A 22,067-nucleotide genomic window follows, 5' to 3' on the forward strand; every position below is an offset into this window, starting at 1 on the left:
ATTATGTTAATTAAAAGAAATAAAAAATATTTGCTTTATAGATTTTTTGCCTTACATTTTTTTATAATTATTTTAGGATTATTGGGCAAATTGCAATATGAAAATGTTTTCATAATGTGGATATTAACTGTTGTTTTACCGAATCTAATTTTTCTAGTTTTGAAGAACTTAAGTTCAATTAATATACATGAAGATTTTATTCAATTAAATTTTCATGTATATATATTTAAACAACAAATTGAAGTATATAAATATGATGATTTAATTTTTACTTACAAAAATGAGTTTGAAGGTAAAGCAAGAGATTTTAAATTTAGGATTTATAAAAAGGAATGTGAAAAAAGTATCATTAGTATTGGAGGTCTAGTTGATGGATTTTATGATGACGAAATTAAAAAAATGATAATTGAATTAAATAAAAAAGGCATTGAAGTAAAAACAGAGTAATTGTTTCTCAATATAAGATCGTTTTCTGCGACCAGATATACACAACGTAATCAGTAACCAAGCTACAAACAGTATGGTTATCTTTTTAACAAACCCGATAGCGTGGATTTACAATCCATGCCCAAAGATTGACAACAAAAAGAATGCGAACAGGCAAACTATCTTTGCTCTCCAATAGGGCACGGGTTGCAAATCCGCGCTATCGGGAAAATTATTGCTGTTGTTACGAAAGGCGATACTCAAGTTCGTGAATTAGCCGATTACGTAATCGAAATTCCAGAAACTTTAGATGCATTGTCACCACTTATTACGACAATACCATTGCAATTGCTTTCGTACTACATTGCAGTTATGAGAGGATGTAATGTTGATCAGCCTCGTAACTTAGCAAAATCAGTTACCGTAGAATAGTAATTATATAAACTATATATGTTAAAAAAGGGTGATTTAGGTCTCGCTTTTTTTATTTTAACAATCCATTATTTTTCATAATAAATTCATTAAAAAAAATATCTTTGTTTGTTAAAAAGAGTGTATTTAAAATTTAAAAATAACTAAAAGATAAATGAAAAAGATTGCGGTAATAATTATGATGTTTAGTGTAAAGAGTATTTTTTGTCAAAATACTTATCCTACAAATGGGAATGTTTATTTCGATACCAGTTTAAAAATAGGAAAACAAGAAGCGGCTGCAAATACGGCTGGAGAGATTGTTCGGTTATCTTTACAGCCATATGGACATACCGCTGGGCCATGGAATTTTAAAGCTAGAGATATTTCTGGTTTTGCTTATCTAGATGTTGCCTATGGCTTGGGAAGTCCGATTTTTACAGTAGGAAGTGATAAAAATGTTGGCATTGGAACAATAACACCATCTGCTAATTTAGAAATTAAAAGTACTGCAGTAACAGGTGCCGAAACATTAATGAAATTAACTGTTAGCGACGCTCCACAGGATTATTTAAAAATTTCTAACGGAACAAATACTGGGAATCAATTTCTTCCAACTATTGAAGGCTATAAAATGAGCGATAATAGATCAGTTCTTTATATAACAGGAAGCATTGATGCTAGTAATGATAATGGTACTAACCCACTTATGGTGTTTGATTCAAGAATGGGTACTACATCTGTAGTAACAAGACCTCTTTTTGCATGGGACTCATACGGAGCACGAAAAATGACTCTTAATTCTAATGGAAGTTTAGGTATTGGAACAACTACTACAGGTACACATAAGCTGGCTGTTGAAGGTTCAATCGCTTCAAGAGAAGTGAAAGTATTGGCTACAGGTTGGGCAGACTTCGTCTTTAAAAAGGATTATGATTTGCCTACGTTACAAGAAGTGGAGAAGCATATTCAAGAAAAAGGGCACTTAGCAGATATTCCAAGTGAACAAGAGGTGTTGAAAAATGGGATTAATCTTGGAGAGATGAACGCTAAGCTCTTACAAAAGATTGAAGAATTGACCTTATATGTAATTGATCAAAATAAAGAAATACTAAACTTGAAAAATCGGTTGAATAATTTGGAGTCAAGTAAAAAGTAAAAAAATGAAGAATGTTAAGAAAGCGAGATTTAGGTCTCGCTTTTTTTATTTGTCGAATTTTTTTTTCTAAAGGGTGTATTTTTATTAAATATGTAATAAAATTAGTGAAAATTATATGTATGCATAGTATTGTTGAATATATAACATTGATATTTTGATTTTATTACAAGAAATTTAATTACGAAATAGTTAAGATTGTTTTAAAAAATGTGTTGAATGTTGGTTTTTTTTAACCTTTTTTTAATAATATTAAAAATATTTGTATTTTGGCTATAATAAACTAACAAGTAACTAATCCAAAAACTAACCCTAATGAGAGTCTATTTACTAATTATGTTGTTTTTTAGCGGAATATCCTTTGCGCAGAATACAATTACAGGTTCTGTTACCGATAGTAACAAACAGTCTGTCCCTGGTGCCAATATTAATGTGGTTGGAAGTACCAATGGAACTTCTACCGATTTTGATGGTACATTTAAACTGAATACTTCATCTAAACCGCCGTTTACTATTAAAATATCGGCTGTAGGTTTTGAGGCGAAAACTATAAATGTTACGTCATTAAGCCAAAGTATAGATGTTGTTTTGAAAGATGAAGAAACTAAATTAGATGAAATCGTAGTTTCGGCTTCGAGAACTCCTGAGAGGGTAATTGAGTCACCGGTTACTATTGAGAGAATGGGGATTCAGGAAATAAAAAATACCACTGCTCCAACTTTCTATGATGGTTTAGAAAACTTAAAAGAAGTAAATTTCAATACGAGCAGTATTTCTTTTAAATCAATAAACACTCGTGGTTTTGCTACAGTTGCGAATACGCGTTTTATGCAATTAGTAGATGGTATGGATAACTCTTCTCCAGCTTTGAACTTTGTATTAGGAAACTTAATTGGTATTTCTGATATCGATGTGGCTAGTGTTGAGCTTTTGCCGGGAGCATCATCTGCTCTTTATGGAGCAAATGCTTTCAACGGTATTATGTTTATGAATAGTAAAAGTCCGTTCACAAATGAGGGTATTAGTGTGTATTATAAATACGGACAGACTACTCAAAAAGCAGCAGGAACAAACGATTACAATGATTTTGGAATCAGAGCTGCAAAAGCATTTACCAGACATTTTGCGATGAAAGCAAACTTCACTTATATGGAAGCATCAGAGTGGATTGCTGCTGATACAAGAAGTATGACTGGTGGTTCTGTTGGACATGCAATGAATCAAAATTATGATGGATTAAATATTTACGGTGATGAGGTTACTACTTCTATCCCAAATGTTGGTCAAGTAAGTAGAACTGGATATCGTGAACAAGATTTAACTGATAATAAAGTTAAAAGTATGAAAGCTGACTTTAGCGCTCATATTAAGCCTTGGGCTGATGACACAGAAATTATTTTACAATATAAAATTGGTACGGGAAGTACTATTTATCAAGGAGCAAATAGATATGCGTTGAAAGACTTCTTGATGCAGCAAGGTAAATTTGAAATAAAAGGTAAAAACTTTTTTGGTAGAATTTATTTTACAAGTGAAGATGCGGGAGATTCTTATGACATGAGATTTGCAGGTTGGAACATTAACAGATTGGCTAAATCAGATAAAAACTGGTTTACTGATTATGGAACAGCGTTTCAATTGTCTTCTGCCTTGTTAGGACTTAATGCTAATGATGCTGCGGTTTATGCTAGAAATTTTGCTGATTACAATGTTTCTCCAAACTTGCCATTGGTTCCGAATATTGATCCAGCTAATCCAAGTGCTCCAAGATCAGCAAGATTTGAACCGGGATCAGCACAGTTTAATAATGCGCTTGCAACGGTAACTTCTAATGCCGATTTAACTCAGGGAGCTAAATTTATAGATCATTCAAAATTATATCATTCAGATGTAAATTATAATTTCAGAGACCTTATCAAATTTGCTGAAATCCAAGTTGGAGGATCGTGGAGAAAATATGTAATGGATTCTGAAGGAACAATTTTTACAGATTATGATGGTCCAATCGAATATAAAGAATACGGTGCATATGCCCAAGTACAAAAAAAATGGTTAGACGACAGATTGAAATTTACAGGATCTTTACGTTATGACAAAAGCCAAAACTTCGACGGAAATATTTCGCCTAGAGTATCATTTGTGTATTCTGCAGGAGCTTCTAAAAGACACAACTTCAGAGTTTCCTATCAAACGGGTTTCCGTAATCCTACTACACAGGATCAATATATTGGTTTAGATTTGGGACCATTTGCCTTAATTGGATCAGCTGCTGATAACTTAGATCGTTTTCAAGAAACAGTTAATGTGAGTGCTTCAGGTCAGGCTTTGGCGGGACAGCCTGCGACTATAGGAATGTCTGGTCGTAATGCGTACGAAAATGCATATACATTAGCTTCTGTTCAAGCATTTGCGGTTTCTGCAAATCCAGCAGATCTTAAAGTGGCAAATGTTCAATTAGTGAAACCAGAAGAAGTTCAAGCTTTTGAAGCTGGATATCGTACGGTGGTTCAAAATGATTTGTCAATTGATATTAATGGGTATTATAATATCTACAATGATTTCATGAATACTTCAAGAGTAATTTCTCCTTACTACGGAACGGCAGGAACTAATTCTGCAGATCCTTCTGTTCAGTTAAGTTATGCGGCTTTAGCTTTTGGAGACAGAAGAGTGTATCAAGTTTATACTAATACTACTGCTCAGATTACATCATTGGGTTTTGGAGTTGGATTGTCTAAAAAAGTATATAAAGACTTTGAGCTTGGAGTAAACTATAATTACGCTCAGTTTAATTTTGATCAATCAGATGATCCAAGTTTCGTGGCAGGATTTAACACTCCAAAACATAGAATTAAAGCTTCTCTTGGAAATGCTAAGCTGACTAAAAACTTAGGCTTTAATGTAAATGTGAGATGGAATACAGAATATTTATGGCAGTCTTCTTTTGGAGACGGTATGATTCCTGAAAATACAGTTCTTGATGCTCAGGTTAATTATGGAATTCCAAAACTGAAATCAGTTATTAAAGTTGGAGCAACAAACCTTTTCGGATCAGATTATCTTCAGGTAATTGGAGCGGGAGCAATTGGTAAAATGTGGTTTGCTTCGTGGATCATTAATCCTTAATTGGAAACTATTTGATCAAAAAAGGATTTGCTTTCTTTTAAAAAAGAAAGAGCTAATAATTAAAAAGTAATAACATGAAAAAAAATATAAAATGGCTGTTTTTGGTTGCTTTAACCTTTATGGCATGTAATAGTGATGATGATAATAAAACTCCAGAAGAAGTTCCTGTAACACCAGGTTCGGCGGTTTTTACAAAATATGTAGCACTTGGAGATTCTTTTGCTGCAGGATATAGTGATAATGCACTTTTTAAGAAAGGACAGGAGAATGGATATCCTAATATTTTGGCGCAGCAATTTGTTGCTGCGGGTGGAGGTGCTTTTACAATACCTTATATGAATGATAATAAAGGAGGTCTTCTTTTAGGTGGAAATGTAATAGCCGGCACACGCTTATATTTCACAGCACAAAGAACAGCAGTTCCAGTGCCTGGTCCGCCAACTACAGAAGTTACTACGCATCTTACAGGACCATTTAATAATCTTGGAGTTCCTGGAGCAAAAAGTTTCCATTTAGTGGCAGCTGGATATGGTAATGTTGCAGGTGTAGCTACAGGTGCAGCGAATCCTTATTTTGCAAGATTTTCAAGCTCACCATCCACAACTGTTTTGGCAGATGCATTGGTTCAAGCACCTACATTTTTTTCTTTGTTTATTGGAGGAAATGATGTCTTAAGTTATGCTTTATCTGGAGGGACAGGAAAAGATCAAACGGGTAATATGAATCCTGCGACTTATGGAGGCAATGATATTACGGATCCAACTGTTTTTGCAAGTGTATATTCTTCTTTATTGACAGCTTTAACGGCGAATGGTGCCAAAGGAGTTGTGGCAAATTTGCCATATATTACAACTTTGCCTCATTTTACTACTGTTCCTTATAATCCTCTTACTCCTCAATTGCTGGGAAGCAATCTTGCTGTGCTTAATGCCCAATTATACGGACCATTAAAACAAGTTTTGACAAACTTTAATGCTGGTGAGCGAATCAATTTATTGTCTACAACATCAGCAAATCCATTATTAATTAAAGATGAAAGTCTTCCAAATCTTGCTGCTCAAATAACCGCAGCATTAACTCCATCATTGGGAGCTCAGACTGCGGCTTTTTACGGTGCTGTTTTCGGCCAGGCAAGACAAGCAAAATCAACCGATTTGATTCTTTTAACAACACAATCTGCAATTGGTGCTGCTCCAACAGCTGCTGATTCAGGATTGGGGATTGCTCCGCCAGCTCCGTTAAATGTTTTTGGAATTTCATATCCATTACAAGACAAACATGTTATTATTCCAACAGAAGCGGCAGAAATTAGAAAAGCTACTGATGCTTATAACGTGACAATCAAATCTTTAGCAGAAGAAAAAGGTATAGCATTTGTTGATACAAGAGCTACTATGACACAATTGTCAAGTGGAGGGGTTAAATTTGGAAACTTTACTATGACTTCTTCATTTGCGGTTGGTGGTGCCTTTTCATTAGATGGTGTTCATCCTAGTCCAAGAGGATATGCTTTAATTGCGAATATTTTTATTGATGCGATAAATGCAAAATATGGTTCGACACTTCGTCATGCTGATTTGGCGACTTATCAAATTCAATATCCAGCAACACTTCCATAAAGAAACTTAAATTTTAGATATAAAAAAGTCTCACATTTTAATATGTTGAGGCTTTTTTTGTTTTTAAGAAAAATGCTGTTTTCTATATTTTTTGGCTCAGTTTTATGAATCAAACAAAATCGTGCTATTTTTTATGAAAAAAAAATTGATTTTATATTTTAAAAAATTATCTTTGCGCTCTGAAAAAAGAGGTATTTTCGATAAACCTAAATAGCTATTTAATAAATACATAAGTAATGTCAAAAGTAATAGGAAAAGTTGCTCAAATCATTGGACCAGTAGTTGACGTAGTTTTCAACGGTAAGGATGTTGAACTTCCAAAAATTTATGATTCACTAGAAGTCACTAAAAAAGACGGAACTTTATTAGTTCTAGAAGTACAATCTCACATTGGAGAAAACACTGTTCGTACAATCTCTATGGACTCAACAGACGGTTTGTCTAGAGGATATGAAGTAGTTGGAACAGGAAGTCCAATCCAAATGCCAATCGGTCCAGATGTATATGGAAGATTATTTAATGTTGTTGGAGATGCCATTGATGGTTTAGGTAATTTGCCTAAAACTGGAGAAAACGGTCTGCCAATCCACAGACAAGCTCCAAAATTTGAAGATTTATCAACTTCATCTGAAGTATTATTTACAGGTATCAAAGTAATCGATTTGATCGAGCCTTATGCAAAAGGAGGTAAAATTGGATTGTTTGGTGGTGCTGGTGTAGGTAAAACTGTATTGATTCAGGAGTTGATCAACAATATCGCAAAAGGTCACGGTGGACTTTCAGTATTCGCTGGAGTAGGTGAAAGAACACGTGAAGGAAATGACTTGCTTCGTGAGATGTTGGAGTCAGGAATTATTAAATACGGTGATGATTTCATGCACTCTATGGAAAATGGAGGATGGGATTTATCTAAAGTAGATATGCCAGGAATGAGAGAGTCTAAAGCTACTTTCGTTTTCGGACAAATGAATGAGCCACCTGGAGCTCGTGCACGTGTGGCACTTTCAGGATTATCTATCGCTGAGTATTTCCGTGATGGAGCTGGATCTGATCAAGGTAAAGACGTATTATTTTTCGTTGATAACATCTTCCGTTTTACACAAGCAGGTTCTGAGGTATCGGCACTTTTAGGTCGTATGCCATCTGCAGTAGGTTACCAGCCAACTTTAGCAACTGAAATGGGTGCTATGCAAGAGCGTATTACATCTACAAACAAAGGATCTATTACATCTGTACAAGCGGTTTACGTTCCTGCGGATGACTTAACTGACCCGGCGCCGGCTACAACTTTCGCGCACTTAGATGCAACAACAGTATTGTCTCGTAAAATTGCTGAGTTAGGTATCTACCCTGCGGTTGACCCGTTAGATTCTACTTCAAGAATTTTAACTCCACACATCTTAGGAGATGAGCACTACAACTGTGCGCAAAGAGTAAAAGAAATTCTTCAAAAATACAAACAACTTCAAGATATCATCGCGATCTTAGGTATGGAAGAGTTATCTGAAGAAGATAAATTAGCTGTATCAAGAGCTCGTCGTGTACAACGTTTCTTGTCTCAGCCATTCCACGTAGCAGAGCAATTTACAGGTATCCCGGGAGTATTAGTAGATATTAAAGATACTATCAAAGGTTTTAACATGATTATCGACGGTGAGTTAGATCACCTTCCAGAAGCAGCTTTCAACTTGAAAGGTTCTATTCAAGATGCAATCGAAGCTGGAGAGAAAATGTTAGCTGAAGCATAATAATTTGGTTGTTAGTTGCTAGTTGTCAGTTGTTAGAAAGCAACCATCAACCATCAACCATCAACTATTAACTAAAAAAAAATATGATTTTAGAAATAGTATCACCAGAAGCGAAATTATTTTCAGGAGAAGTTACTTCGGTTACTTTGCCAGGAGTTGACGGAAGCTTCCAGATTTTAAATCATCACGCACCTATTGTTTCTATTTTAGAAAAAGGAACGATTAAAATTGCAGCTCCAAGCTTTAATTTTTCTAAAGAGGTAGCAGATAAATTTACGAAAGTTAATGACCAAACCTATACATTAGAAATTACGTCAGGTACTATCGAAATGAAAGACAATAAAATAATTGTTTTAGTTGACTAAAGCAGTTTAAAATAAATTGAAAAGCCAAACATTTTTGTTTGGCTTTTTTATTTGGATAGATGAAAAAACAAGAATTTAATCAGTTAGTGTATATTTCAAAAAGACCTTTTTGGCATTTTCTAATTGCCTTACCATTATATTGTTTTGCAGTTTCAATGTTTTTGAAAACCATTGATCTTTTTTATTTAGGAAAAGTAATCGATGCTTTGAAATTCGTTTTAGCGACTTTTTTTATACTGGTGTGTGCGGGCGGACTCACTTTTACAAAACGAGTTTACACAAATTCTGATCTCAAAAGAGTTACTTTTAATTTTACTTTATTTAAAATTCCTTTATCTAAAGATTCTGTTTTTGAAAATGTTCAATATGTATCTGTTTATAAAAATTACTCAGATAGAGATTTCGAGATATATGTTTGGTTATCCTCAACAAAGAAAAAATCTATTTCTGTTCATTTAGATTTAGACTCGGCATTTAATTATGCATTAAAAATAGCCGATGGTTTACAGGTTGATTTGCTTGATGCGACAGAAAAAGGGAATTTTAAATGGGTGGAAAAAGAAAAAATACAATAATTTGAAAGTCAAACGTTTTGTTTGGCTTTTTTATTTTTTACTTTTGAGGTATTAGAATCTCTTTATAAAATATTTGATCCTTTTTAAAAGCTCAGTAAGCTTTTATGTTTTCGTTTCATATGTATATGAAGCGCAATTATTTTATGTCAAATTTTATAAGAATATTTATGAAAAATATATCAAAAGTCGCTGTTCTTGGCGGCGCGGGAAGAACTGGGCAATTTCTTGTAAACCAGTTATTGCATCAAGGATTTAGTGTTAAAGCATTAGTAAGAAATCCAGATAATTTTACTGTTCAAAATCCACAGCTCGAAATTATTAAAGGTGATGCCATTTATGAAGAATCTATTTCTTTGCTGTTAAACAATTGTCAGGCTGTATTGAGTACAATTGGTCAAAGACCGGGCGAACCAATGGTAGCAAGTCAGGCGACAAAAAATGTACTACATGCTATGAAGGAATATGGTATTGACCGATATTTGATTTTAGCAGGTCTTAATATCGATACTCCTTTCGATAAAAAAAGTCCTAAAACAATGATGGCTACAGATTGGATGAAAACTAATTTTCCAGAAATCCAGAATGACCGTCAGAAAACCTATGATATTTTAGAAGCAAGTGCTGTCAAGTGGACTCAGGTTCGCGTTCCACTAATTGAATTTACGGATCGCAATTCTGAAATTTCTGTGAATCTAGAAGATTGTCTTGGTGATAAAATTAGTGCTTTCAATATTTCTTCATTTATGATTAAGGAAATGGTTGAAGAAAATTTTATCAGGCAGTCGCCATTTATTAGTGAAGTATAAATTATAAATTCAAAAGTCGGTATGAACTTCATACCGACTTTTTAAATTTAAAATGCAAAAGCTTAATTAAAGCCTAAAATGGAATTAATTTTCTTCTAAGCGGCAAGAAGATGGTTTTAATAATTTTTAAGCTTATATCAAAAGAAAAGATGTTTTTGAGTAGAACTTCATTAATCATAGGGAAGAAATTTTGTAACGTTTTTAAATTTTGATTACTTACACTACATAATTAACTAAATCAATAATTTTTAATTTAATTACTGAGTACAAAATGAAAAATATATTTAATCTATTTGCTGTTTTTTTAATGATGTTTTTGGGTTCAAAAATGATTGCTCAATCAGAACCTATGAAAACTGAAGATTCACTCTTATGGGAAGTTTCTGGAAACGGACTTTCAAAGCCTTCTTATTTGTATGGAACGATACATATGATCTGCTCATCGGATTATTTTCTTTCGGATAAAACAAAAAAAGCTTTCGAAGCATCTGAAAAATTGGTTTTAGAAATTAATGTTGCTGATCCCAAAGAATTTTCTGAAATGCAGCAGCTGGCAATGGGCAAAGAGCCTTTAAGTAAAAAATTAAGTCCAGAGCAATTGAATAAGCTAGAAGCTATTTTGAAGAAAACGACCGGAATGTCTGTAAAACAAGTTGATAGTTTTAATTTGCTGACTGTAATGAGTTTGATTTCTATGAAAACTTTTGGTTGTTTGGATTTGAAATTTTACGAAATGGAATTTACAGAACAAGCTAAGAAGAGAAATATTGAAATTGGTGGATTAGAAACTGTAAAATCTCAATTTGCAATTCTAGAAGGAGCTTATACAAATGATGAAATGATCAATATGCTTGATGAATCGACTTTGGAAGAAACAGATAAATTGGTTTCTGAATATAAATCTGAAAATGTTAAGGGAATGTATGATGTTGCTACTGATATAAAATATACCAGCAATAAAACCAAGAAAATTATTCTCGATGAAAGGAATGTGAACTGGGTAAAAATTATGCCAGATTTAATGAAAAAACAAAGTGTGTTTTTCGCATTTGGATCGGCGCATTTAGCGGGAGAATTTGGGGTTATTAATCTATTGCGCAATTTAGGTTATACTGTTAAACCTGTTCTGAACAAATAGATTTTGAAGATGATCATGAATTTTCAAATGGTCAGATAACAAGACTAAATCATTCATTTGTAAGCATTAAAAAACTCCATTTATCAATTGACAAATGGAGTTTTTCTTTTTTGGAAGTTGGTATTATTTAAAAATAATCTTTCGGGTTATCTGAGCATTGTTTTCAAGTGCGGCTTTTACCACTAATACTTGATCAGCTGCCAGTAGATTTGAAATTGAAAATTCAGCTGCCCCGATTTTCTTTCTGTTATAAAGAAGTTTTCCTGTAACATCGTAAACCGTAATTTCTGTAATGTTTTCTTTTGAAGAAGTTGCTTTAATAACTTTATCTTTTACAGAAATCAACAATCCGTATTCAGCATTTTCGAAATCTCCTGTTCCTAAATTTTTATTGGTGTAACGCAACGTGAAACGATCTGCGAAAGTTCCTGCTGCAGTATTGAATTTATAATCAGAAGCTTTCAGATCATGAATAGCATTGGTTTTTTTATCCTCAAGATAAATAGCCTGATCGTTAAATAATCCGTCAGTATGGTCAATTGCAATCGTAAATTCACCAGCTACAGTAGTTTTATATCCCATTGGAACTACATCGTTGTTTTCAAAAGGAAGTGCACGCGCCTGAATAGTAAGTGATGTATTGTCATTGATACTGTAAAAATCAATATAGGCATTTCCATCCAGTGTAATAGCATCATATTGTAAATCCCAGTTGTTTGTTGCACCGCTTACATAGCCAAGCAGGGTTTGTTTGAAAGCGCCTTCTTTGTTGGAAATATTCAGCCAGATACGATTTTTTTCAATGCTGTTAGTAGTTGCTGGTTTGTAAAACTGGCTATTGTTTCCAGAAACGCGCATATTGTTTGTAAAGGTAATGTTGGTTCCAACTCCAGTGTTGCTAAAGAAAGCTTGTCCAGCAGCAATAAAGCCTGTTGGTGTTTGTGCAGGATTTGAAGTTGTAACCCCACCTGTAGCATTGAAAACAGCGTAATCATTTGCGGTATAATTGTATTTGGCATCTCCTACAACAGAACCATTTGGAGGTGAATTGTGCATCCAGAAATAAAGAGATCCAATATTGCTGTTTGAACTCATAAGTAAATTAGCATCGATAGCGGATGGATACGGATTACCAATTAAATTCCAGCTGTTTGAAGCTGCTGGAATAGTAACATCTCCATTATTAGGAACTCCCACAAAAGATGCCGTGTAAATTGACGAGTTTACAATGTCAAAAGTCTGCGGTGCTCTTACGATATAACCTATTCCTTTTTCCATTGGTAATGTTCCGTTGTAATTTATTACCCATCCTGAACTTGGATTAAAGCTGTAATACTTATCTCCTAATGTTGCTGGTGAAAGATTTGCCAGTGTAAAGGCAGGTGTTGCTGTAACAGGCGAAGACCAATAGGTAAAATCATATCGGCGTACTTGTTGTGTATTTCGTAGATAAGTGATATTCCCTGTGTTAATAGCATTTGTAGTTTGTACTAAACTAGAATTATTATTGAAGGTTAATGAACCATTTGTAGTTACTGCATTTGTAATGGTTAAAGTAACACCTGCAGGAACTACTACATTTACACCCGCATTAATGGTTAAAGAACAGCCTGTTGTGTTTGCAGTAAATGGCTGACTTGCTGCAGAAGTAATGACAATTCGTTTTGTGTTATCTGGAGTTACTCCGCCAACCCATGCAGCACCATTCCATGTTGCCGTTGTGCTGTCCGAGATTACCACAGAAGCAGTTGATGTTGAAGTACAAGTCCCATTTGAAACCGTAAAAGTATAGGTTCCGGCAGCCAAACCAGTCACAGTGTAGGTGTTTCCTGATCCAGAAATTGTTCTTGAGCTAGATCCTGACTGATTGATTGTCCAGCTTCCGGCAGGAAGATTTGATAAAACCACTGAACCTTGCACTGTACAAGTTTCATTTGTTGTGGTTCCTGCTGAAGGAGCAGCTGGTAATGGATTTACCGTTAACATTACAACATTTGATATTGTACTACAAGTTGCACTTGTTACTGTACAGCGAACATAGTATCCTGAATAACCTAACTGAACGCTTGTCAATGCCAAAGTAGCCGTATTATGTCCGCTTACTCCTGCAGCTCCGTTTGTTATAGTCCAAGGACCAGATGCGCTATTTGAATATTCCCATTGATAAGTTGGACTAGACGCTGAAGTTGTAACAGTAAAACTTCCGTTTTGTCCTTCGCAAAGTGCCAAAGCTTGTGGCTGTGTTGTAATAACAGGTAAAGCGTTTACAGTAATTGCATTGGATGAAGTCGCAGCAGTTGCCGTACAACCATTTCCATTTGTATAATTAATAGTTACGGTTTTGCTTCCTGCAGTTAAATATCGTAAAGTAACAGTATTGTCATTTGTTGAACCACCAGAAATAATGCTGTAATTGGTATTTAAAACCCCTGGGAATCCCCAAACATAATTGGTCATGCCAGATTGAGTTGTATAAGTAGCATCTGTTCCCACACAAGTTGGAGAACCGGGTTGTGCTGTAAATGTTGGAGTAGGTAATGCATTTACTGTAAGTGCCACAGCATTTGAAGTTACGCTTGATGAACATGCCCCAGTAACCACAACGCTATAATTACCAGCATTTGCGGCTAATGGATTTGTTATAGTAAGTGTATTTGTAGTTGCTCCGCTAAATACTCCACCATTCGTTATGGGATTTCCATTAAATCTCCAAGAATAAGCTAAACTTGATCCTGTTGCTGTAACTGAAATAGTTCGAACACCATTACCAGAACAAACCGCTGTTGGAGCCGTAGGCTGTGTTGTAATAACAGCGGAAGTCATGTCTACAAAAACTGGCGTTGAATTTATCGAAGAAGCACCACAAGTGACTACTGCACGGTAATACGTTTTTGTGGTTTGCGATGTGGTGAAAGTAGCATTAGAATTTGCAACATCTAAAAACTGAATTCTAACATTGTCAATTACATGTATATCTGTTGATCCTCCATTTCGAGCAGAAAATTTAAATTTCCAGTTCGATTTGTCATCTGTAAGATAACTAGCAGGTAAAGTTAATTTAGAAACAATAACAGTACCTCCAATAGTTACAGTTAATCTGCCATTTGAATCTACAGACATTACAACATTTCGTGCCGTTGAAGTTCTTAAATTAAACGGAACATTTATTGCAGAATTAAATATCGAATAACCATTATAAAGTATTCTTACACGGCTGCCAGTAGCAACGCCTTCATTATCGTAAGTATCAAGTTGTAAAACGATTCCAGAACCTTCACCGCTTTCACCGCCACCTGCATTGTTGGCGATATTTCCAGCATAGCTTAAACTTAATCCGTCAGCTCCACTTCCTCCATATATCTTATAGTCGAAAGAAGCTGAAAAAGCATTTTGATTTGTTCCTGGAGTAGCATTAATTAAAAAACCTCCAAGATAACTTCCATTGTTTTGAGTTAAAAATAATTCGCCTCCTGTTACTGAAGTGTCATTCCCATACAAACTTATATTTCCTACAGTTGTATTGGCAGATTGTGCAGTTGTGAAATCGTTATTAAAAAATGTTGTTGGAGCCGGTGTAGCATTTGTCCAAGCATTGCCATCAGGCGAAGTCTGCCATGTATAGGTAGTATTGTCTGTAAATGTGCTTCCTAAAGAAAGTGTAAAAGGAATATTTGGGCAGACAGAAGTACTTGTCGATAATGTGCTGACACCTGCTGGTAGTGAACATCCTGATTGAAGTGTAATTACATAATCTTCAACCTGCCCAATACCAGTGCTTACAGTGCAGGGTGTTGAGTTATAAGTTCCTGATCCCACAAGTCCAATAATACGCATACTTATATTGGTACCCGTTGCTGTTGATGGAATTTGAATGTATACTGAGGTCGCTTTACTATCTATACCTGAAGAATTGTTTATTGTTCCAATTTGAAATGGTCCTTCTCCGGCATCTGCAAAATCTCCATCTCCATTCCAATCAAAAAAAGCAGTATAATATCCGTTTCTGTCTCCAGTTGTATTTCCTTTTACAGTTAATGCATAATACTGGCCTGTACTTACAGTGGTTGTAGTAGTAGAAGCTGGAAAACTTTCGTAAGAAACCGTGCTTGAAGCAGATGTTGTATTGTCAAGCGTATTAAATTTTACAGAAGTAATAGGTGAAACTGTTGAAAATGAAGTACAAGTACTTGATGATACATTGATCTGGCCTGTTGTTGCGGTGAAATAAGTGTTGTTTTTATAGGTTGCCGGTGAACTTGTACTTCCCCAAGAACCTGGTAAAACTTGAGTACCGCCTAAAGATAAGATGTTAGCGTTGTGTGTTTGAGTACCTAAATTAGCAGTAACCCCAGAATTGATAATTAAACTATTAGCTATTGAAGTCGCACCGCTAGAAGCAAAAGTTTTCGTTCCGCTTCCTGAAAAAGTTAGGTTATTGAAATTAGGTACGTTAAATGATTGATCTGTTCCATTTAAAGTAACTGTGCCTGTTCCTGGAGTAAATGTGCCAGTGCTTGTAAAGTTGCTTCCTATGGTTAAATTATAATTGTTTGTTGCAAATGTTACTCCATTTCCTATAGTTACATTAGATGTAACTGTTATTGCAGTGCTTAAAGTTTTAGTCCCACTTCCTCCTGATATAGTCAGGTTATTATATGTGGTTGAGTACACTGTTTGATTTCCAGCTCTATCGTAATTCACAATCGAATTGCTTCCATTCAATGTTATGGTATTTGTCCCTGTTCCACTTAAACTGAAAGGGGTTGCTGCACTTAATAATAAAGTCCCTGATTGTGCTCCAGTTGCATTTGAAAATGTGGAGTTATTGTTTGCGTGTTCATTGTTAGAGATTATTTGTCCATCAAGATCCAATATGCCACTTTGAAGATTAAATGTTGCATTACAAAGGTTTCCACTATTTCTTCTACTATCGAGTGTTAAATTTCCACTTACATTTAAATTTGAAATAGTTGAGTTAATGGTAGTACCAATAGCAGAATTTGGATTGACATTGCTACCGACGGTTATCGAACTACAATTTATTGTCCCTGCTCCAGCTAAAGTTACTGTTCGAGAGCTTGAAGCTGATGATTCATGTATGATAGCTCCACTTGTAGCTACCGTTAAAATAATTCCAGTATTAACGGTTAATGTATTTGCATTTCCCCTAAATGTTATAGAGCTACAAGCTGCATTCGCAGTTACAACGATTGAATGCCCTTCAATATATACAACATCTCCTGCTACAGGAACACTTGCTCCAGAAGCTCCTCCGGAAGAAATTGACCATGTTGCAGTAGAATTCCAATTTCCGTTTGCAACAGAATATCTATTTGCGGCGTTAGAAAATGAAACAAAAAAGAACATCATTAAGCAAATCAGCTTTAAATGAGGAACAAAAATTTTTTTGCTAATAGATTTGGGGTAAAATAAAAATGAATAAACGAACCAAAGTAGTTTTCTAATCATAGTAGGCATGGTATTTAAGTTTTTGTTTTGGATTTGGGGGGTAAAAAAACTTTAAGTTTTCTGTCTAAAACTTAATATGTAATTTTGGGGTTAAATTCTTATTAATAACTGTTCAATGATTTACACAGTTTAACAAACAGAATTTACCCACAAAATTATTACAATTTGGAATAAAAAACAACTCTTCAAAAAATGGTTTTTAAGAAAAGTGAATATTTTATCTTAAAATTTAACAGTTGTTTGTTTATTTTTATCATTAATAGTTAAAAAGCGAGAAAATACACATGGATTCATTTTTTACACCACAACAAGCCTTACAGAAGTTAGAACGTTTTTGTGCGTATCAAGAACGCTGTCATGATGAAGTTGTGGCTAAGCTATACACGCTTAAAATGACTCCTGATGAGATTGATCTTATTGTAGTTCAATTGATTGAGAATAACTTTTTGAATGAAACAAGATTTGCCTGCAGCTTTGCAAGAGGAAAACATAGAATTAAACATTGGGGTAAAATCAGGATTACAAATGAGCTTAAAATGCGAAATATTTCTTCGACAAATATCACGTTGGCTCTTAAACAAATTTCTGCTGAGGAATATTCAGATACTTTTGAAAATCTTTCTGAAAGATGCTGGAATTCTATTTCGGAAAAAAACAATCTAAAAAAACGCAAAAAATTTTGTGATTATATGCTTCGAAGAGGATATGAAAGCAATTTAGTTTATGAAAAGGTTAAAGAATTAGAAGGAAATAAATCCTGAAATTTTTCAAAAAACAGTTAATGAAATTTATCCTTCTTTTACCATAAATCGAGTCGAAAATATCCTAAATTCCTTACGGAATAAAAAATGACTTTTTGTTGTGAAATATTACTTTTCTGTCACTTTTTCATCAAACTAGACGTTTTTCCGACGATTTTATTTTTTCAAAGCGTAAAAAAACGCTCTTATTACGGATTTTTCCTATTTTTAGTTAAATTTTTTTATAAGAAATTCCATAAAATACCCAGATTTATTATGTAATTCATCGAGTATTTTGTCGGTTTATCGATTATATGGTCATTCTAAAAACCACTTTTAAATCCATCACGTAGATGTGTCTATATTTGCTTGGTTATATTCGTTATGCCAGCATAACAACCTGATAGAAAAACATCTAGTATGAAAAAAACTTTACTTTTATTTTTGTTATTAATACCTTTTTTGGGTGATGCACAAGCTCTTAATGGGGATTATATAATCGGTAGTGGTGGCAATTATCCAACATTGATTAGTGCAGTGGCTGCAATAAAAGCAGGTGGTGTTACTGGACCTGTTAGGTTTTTGTTGAATGAAAATCAAACTGTAACATCAACAATTGTTATTGATCAATTCGCGGGCAGTAGTGCGGTGAATACTTTGACCATTAAACCTAATGCATCAAAGGATATTACGATTACAGCAAATATGCCAAATGGATACACAGGAATTCCAGCTGTATTTATGTTTAATGGAGTCAGTAATGTGATAATCGACGGTAGTAACTCTACAGCAAGTACTAAAAATTTGACGTTGTTAAATAATGATAATTTAAATTATACGGATAGGTCTATTATTTGGATTGCTAATAATGGATCAACAGGTTCTTCAAACATAACAATCAAAAATAGTATTCTTAAATTTTCAACTCGTAATCAAGGAGTAACGCTTTTAACAGGAGTATATTCGGGAAATAATGGTACAGGAGGGAATAATTCAATCGATGTTCAAGTAAATACTGCTGCAAACTCAAATGTGAATATTGTCAATAATGACATGACTAACGTTAAAGATGCAATTTATATTAATGGAAATAGTACAGCCTCAAGATCACCACTTAACTGGAAAATACAGGGAAACAATATTGGTAGTACAGTTGATGCTGAAAAACCAATTAGAGGACTGTATATTTCTAATGCTTTAAATTATGAAATTTCCGGTAATACAATTTCAGGAATTAGAAATACTGTAAATCAATCAAATGATGCAGCAGCAATCATACTTTTAGGAACAAGTTCTGGATCAATTATTGGGAATGTAATTAATGATATTGCAAATATACTTTCCGACAACAGTTATTTTACAGCGGGTATTTTGGTTAAATCAACGAGTACAACTACTATTACTAACAATATTATTAGTAATGTATATAAGACTGTAGCAGATTCAGGTGGAAATTTTTATAATAAAGGGAATAATATTTTTGTAACATCAGGAAGTGCTACAAATATATATTATAATACAATAATTGCTAGTGGTGCGCCGACAAGTACAACATATGCTTCATGTTTATATATAACAGGCGGCTCTGGTATAAATGTTAGAAATAATATTTTAATTAATTCACAATCTAATAGACAATATGCTATTTTTAATAATGGCGGAACTTTATCATCGGTAAGTAATAATGACTATTATGTTACGAATAGTACTAACTCTTTTTCAAACAGAATAGGTGGAACTGAATACATAGGGACTGGTGCATCAGGATTTCCAGCTTGGAATACAGCAGTATCTGATTCAAACTCTGTAATTTTAGCGCCTACTTTTGTTTCTGCTACAAACTTTCATTTACAAAATGTTGCAGCAAATAATACATTGACAGGAACAACAATTGCTGGAATAACAACAGATATTGATGGTGATGCAAGAGTAAAACCATTTATGGGTGCAGATGAAATTGTAACTTGTACTCCTACTGGTGACCAAACAAGTTTTGGTGTAAACTCTTGGATTGGATATGTTTATAATTGGACAGGTGCTACTCCAAATCCAGCTACTCCAACCACTTTACCAATTTCGTCTACATCAACTTATATAGGAACAGTAACAGAAAACCGTATTTTTGACAGAAGTGTTGGAACAGGTCAAGTAAATGGTTTGACCCGAAATATTACTTGTGATACTCCTCCTTCTGATTATTTCTTTGTTCGTTATAAAATGCAGACAACAACAACTGCAGGGACTTACAATTTTACGATTGGTGGAGATGATGGTGTAAGATTGTATATCGATGGAACTTTAGTAAATGTAACTCCAACAACTAATTATAGTATACATAGTTATGTAACTTATGCGGCACAAGTTAATCTTACTGCAGGAACTCATAACTTTATTTTAGAGTATTATGAAAACGACGGTAGTTCAAGAGTTGCATTTTCATATGGTGAAATAAAAGGAGATGTTTCACTTCCTTACGGAGATAACAAATGGAATGCATATGGTTTTTCAGTAGCTAATATAGCGTTACCTTCTTATGCATATGCCGGATTATATGTTGATAACAATGTAAATATCAATACACAAACTTTTTGGACAAGAACTGGATCACCATCTGATGCTTCAAGCTGGCAAGGAGCTCCAATTGGAGTAGATCAATTTACATTAACATTAAAACGTCAAGGGTTCCCTTGTGGTCGCTATCAGATTCAATTAGTAAATTGCGATGATGTTGGAGAAATTTATATTGATGGAACTAAAATCTTTACTCAAAGTTCATATACTGGAACATCAACCATCATAAATGGTGGAACTACTTATCAATTAAATAAAAATTCTAAAGTAGAAGTTCGCCTTAGAGAAGATGGAGGAGATGCTAACATTGCTATAAATTTCATTGATACTCCAACAGTTTATAACGGATCGGGCAGTATTGCAACTGATACTTCTATTAGAATTAGCGCTAATACAACGCTAGGTTCTGACTTACAAGTTTGTTCATGTACCGTTGATACAGGAGTTACCTTCGCAATTCCTGCAAATAGAACTTTAACTGTAGATGAAACAATAACGGTAAACGGAACAGGAAAACTGCAAGTTCAAAACAACGGATCATTATTACAAACCAATACAGCAGCTACAGCATATTCAGGAACTACAACTTCATTTGAATTGCTAAGAAATACAGCGCCAGTACGTCGTTATGATTTTACCTATTGGTCTTCTCCAGTAACATTGGCATCAAACTTTACACTGGCAAAATTATCTCCAGCAACATTAGGTGATAAATATTACAGCTACGATCCAAATACAGGATGGATAATTAATTATAACGGAACGCAGATTATGGCTCCTGGCCAAGGATACATTGTAAGAGCACCACAGACCTATAACATTACTACCCCGGCAGTATATACAGCTTCTTTCATTGGAGTTCCAAATAATGGTGATATTACAGTAACGCCAGCAGGAAATAGATGGAATTTAATGGGTAATCCATATCCATCAGCTCTTGATGCAGATAAACTTATGGCAGCCAACAGCAATGTAGGATCGTTATATTTCTGGACTCACAATTCTGCTCCAAGCAGCGCTGTGGCTGGAGATGCAAAATACAATTATACTGCAAATGATTACGCAGTGTATAATTTAACAGGAGGTACAGGAACAAGTACAGGTTCGCCAGCCCCTACAGGAAAAATTGCATCAGGACAAGCTTTTTTCTTTGTAGCAAGCACCAACAACCCTATCACATTTACAAACAATATGCGTTTGGCAGGAAACAATAATCAGTTCTTTAAAACAGCAGCAACTGCAAAAAACCGTATCTGGTTGAACTTCGCTAACGCTGAAGGAGCATTCAAACAAACTTTGGTAGGTTATATGGATGGGGCTACTAATAATTGGGATACAAATTATGATGCAATGACGATAAGCGGTAATACCTACGTAGATTTCTACAGTATTAACAATAGTACTGAATTGACTATTCAAGGACGTTCTTTACCATTTGAAAATAGTGATTTAGTGCCGCTTGGATATAAAACAACAGTTGCTGGTGAATTTACGATCGCAATTGACCACGTAGATGGATTGTTCAAAGATCAAGGCGTATATCTAGAAGATAAAACAACTAATACTATTTACGATTTAAAAACTGGTGATTATAAATTTAAAACTGAAGCCGGAACTTTTGGAGATCGTTTTGTATTACGATACACTGGTAAAACATTAGGAACTGATGATTTTGAAAATTTTGATAATGAACTTTTAGTTTCTGTAAAAAATAAAGTAATCAAATTAACATCAACCGAAAATATAAAAGATGTTACTATATACGATATCTCTGGTAGGCTTCTATATGGTAAAGATAAAGTTGGAACAACAGAACTACAGATTTCGAATCTGCAGTCAAGCGACCAGATTTTATTAGTGAAGGTAATACTTGAAAATAATCATACCATGACAAAGAAAGTTATATTCAAGTAAATA

Annotated in this window: 12 protein-coding genes and 1 pseudogene; 12 read left to right on the plus strand and 1 reads right to left on the minus strand. The window is 34.3% G+C overall.

Annotated elements, in window-relative coordinates:
- Positions 1-3: 3 nt before the first annotated feature.
- The 10 genes and pseudogenes from J0383_RS12080 (at position 4) to J0383_RS12125 (ending at position 11,370) form a co-directional block, all read left to right on the plus strand.
- On the plus strand, positions 4-447 hold the full coding sequence (locus tag J0383_RS12080; RefSeq protein WP_207294302.1) for a hypothetical protein: 444 nt from the start codon (positions 4-6) through the stop codon (positions 445-447).
- Between the two features lie 204 nt (positions 448-651).
- Positions 652-858: pseudogene (locus tag J0383_RS12085) on the plus strand (glutamine--fructose-6-phosphate transaminase (isomerizing)); the annotation flags it as partial.
- A gap of 154 nt (positions 859-1,012) precedes the next feature.
- Positions 1,013-1,996, plus strand: coding sequence for a hypothetical protein (locus tag J0383_RS12090; RefSeq protein ID WP_207294303.1), 984 nt, complete (start codon positions 1,013-1,015; stop codon positions 1,994-1,996).
- Positions 1,997-2,308: 312 nt separating this feature from the next.
- The gene (locus tag J0383_RS12095) at positions 2,309-5,119 is read left to right on the plus strand and encodes a TonB-dependent receptor (RefSeq protein ID WP_207294304.1); all 2,811 of its coding nucleotides are present in this window, start codon (positions 2,309-2,311) and stop codon (positions 5,117-5,119) included.
- 74 nt (positions 5,120-5,193) lie between these two features.
- A complete protein-coding gene (locus J0383_RS12100) occupies positions 5,194-6,738 on the plus strand; it encodes an SGNH/GDSL hydrolase family protein (RefSeq protein ID WP_207294305.1) in 1,545 nt (514 codons plus the stop codon).
- A gap of 236 nt (positions 6,739-6,974) precedes the next feature.
- Entirely contained in the window at positions 6,975-8,486 is a 1,512-nt protein-coding gene (atpD, locus tag J0383_RS12105) for a F0F1 ATP synthase subunit beta (protein ID WP_207294306.1), read from the plus strand.
- Between the two features lie 83 nt (positions 8,487-8,569).
- Positions 8,570-8,851 (plus strand): F0F1 ATP synthase subunit epsilon, encoded by a 282-nt coding sequence (locus tag J0383_RS12110; RefSeq protein WP_207294307.1) that lies wholly within the window; start codon positions 8,570-8,572, stop codon positions 8,849-8,851.
- 59 nt (positions 8,852-8,910) lie between these two features.
- Positions 8,911-9,426 carry a hypothetical protein gene (locus J0383_RS12115; RefSeq protein ID WP_207294308.1) on the plus strand — a complete coding sequence of 172 codons (516 nt, stop codon included), beginning with the start codon at positions 8,911-8,913 and terminating at the stop codon, positions 9,424-9,426.
- A gap of 167 nt (positions 9,427-9,593) precedes the next feature.
- Positions 9,594-10,232, plus strand: a complete 639-nt coding sequence (locus J0383_RS12120; protein WP_207294309.1) for an NAD(P)-dependent oxidoreductase — start codon at positions 9,594-9,596, stop codon at positions 10,230-10,232.
- Positions 10,233-10,503: 271 nt separating this feature from the next.
- The gene (locus J0383_RS12125; RefSeq protein ID WP_207294310.1) at positions 10,504-11,370 is read left to right on the plus strand and encodes a TraB/GumN family protein; all 867 of its coding nucleotides are present in this window, start codon (positions 10,504-10,506) and stop codon (positions 11,368-11,370) included.
- A 123-nt stretch (positions 11,371-11,493) separates the two neighbouring features.
- Here the strand turns inward: J0383_RS12125 and J0383_RS12130 are convergent, their stop codons facing one another.
- Positions 11,494-16,740: a T9SS sorting signal type C domain-containing protein gene (locus J0383_RS12130; protein WP_207294311.1), complete on the minus strand. Its 5,247-nt coding sequence runs from the start codon at positions 16,738-16,740 to the stop codon at positions 11,494-11,496.
- A 383-nt stretch (positions 16,741-17,123) separates the two neighbouring features.
- Between J0383_RS12130 and J0383_RS12135 the strand changes: the two genes are divergently transcribed.
- A complete protein-coding gene (locus J0383_RS12135; RefSeq protein ID WP_207294312.1) occupies positions 17,124-17,600 on the plus strand; it encodes a regulatory protein RecX in 477 nt (158 codons plus the stop codon).
- A gap of 399 nt (positions 17,601-17,999) precedes the next feature.
- Entirely contained in the window at positions 18,000-22,064 is a 4,065-nt protein-coding gene (locus tag J0383_RS12140) for a T9SS sorting signal type C domain-containing protein (protein WP_207294313.1), read from the plus strand.
- The last annotated feature ends 3 nt before the right edge of the window (positions 22,065-22,067 follow it).

This window comes from Flavobacterium endoglycinae, assembly GCF_017352115.1.
In the GTDB taxonomy this organism is placed as follows: Bacteria; Bacteroidota; Bacteroidia; order Flavobacteriales; family Flavobacteriaceae; genus Flavobacterium; species Flavobacterium endoglycinae.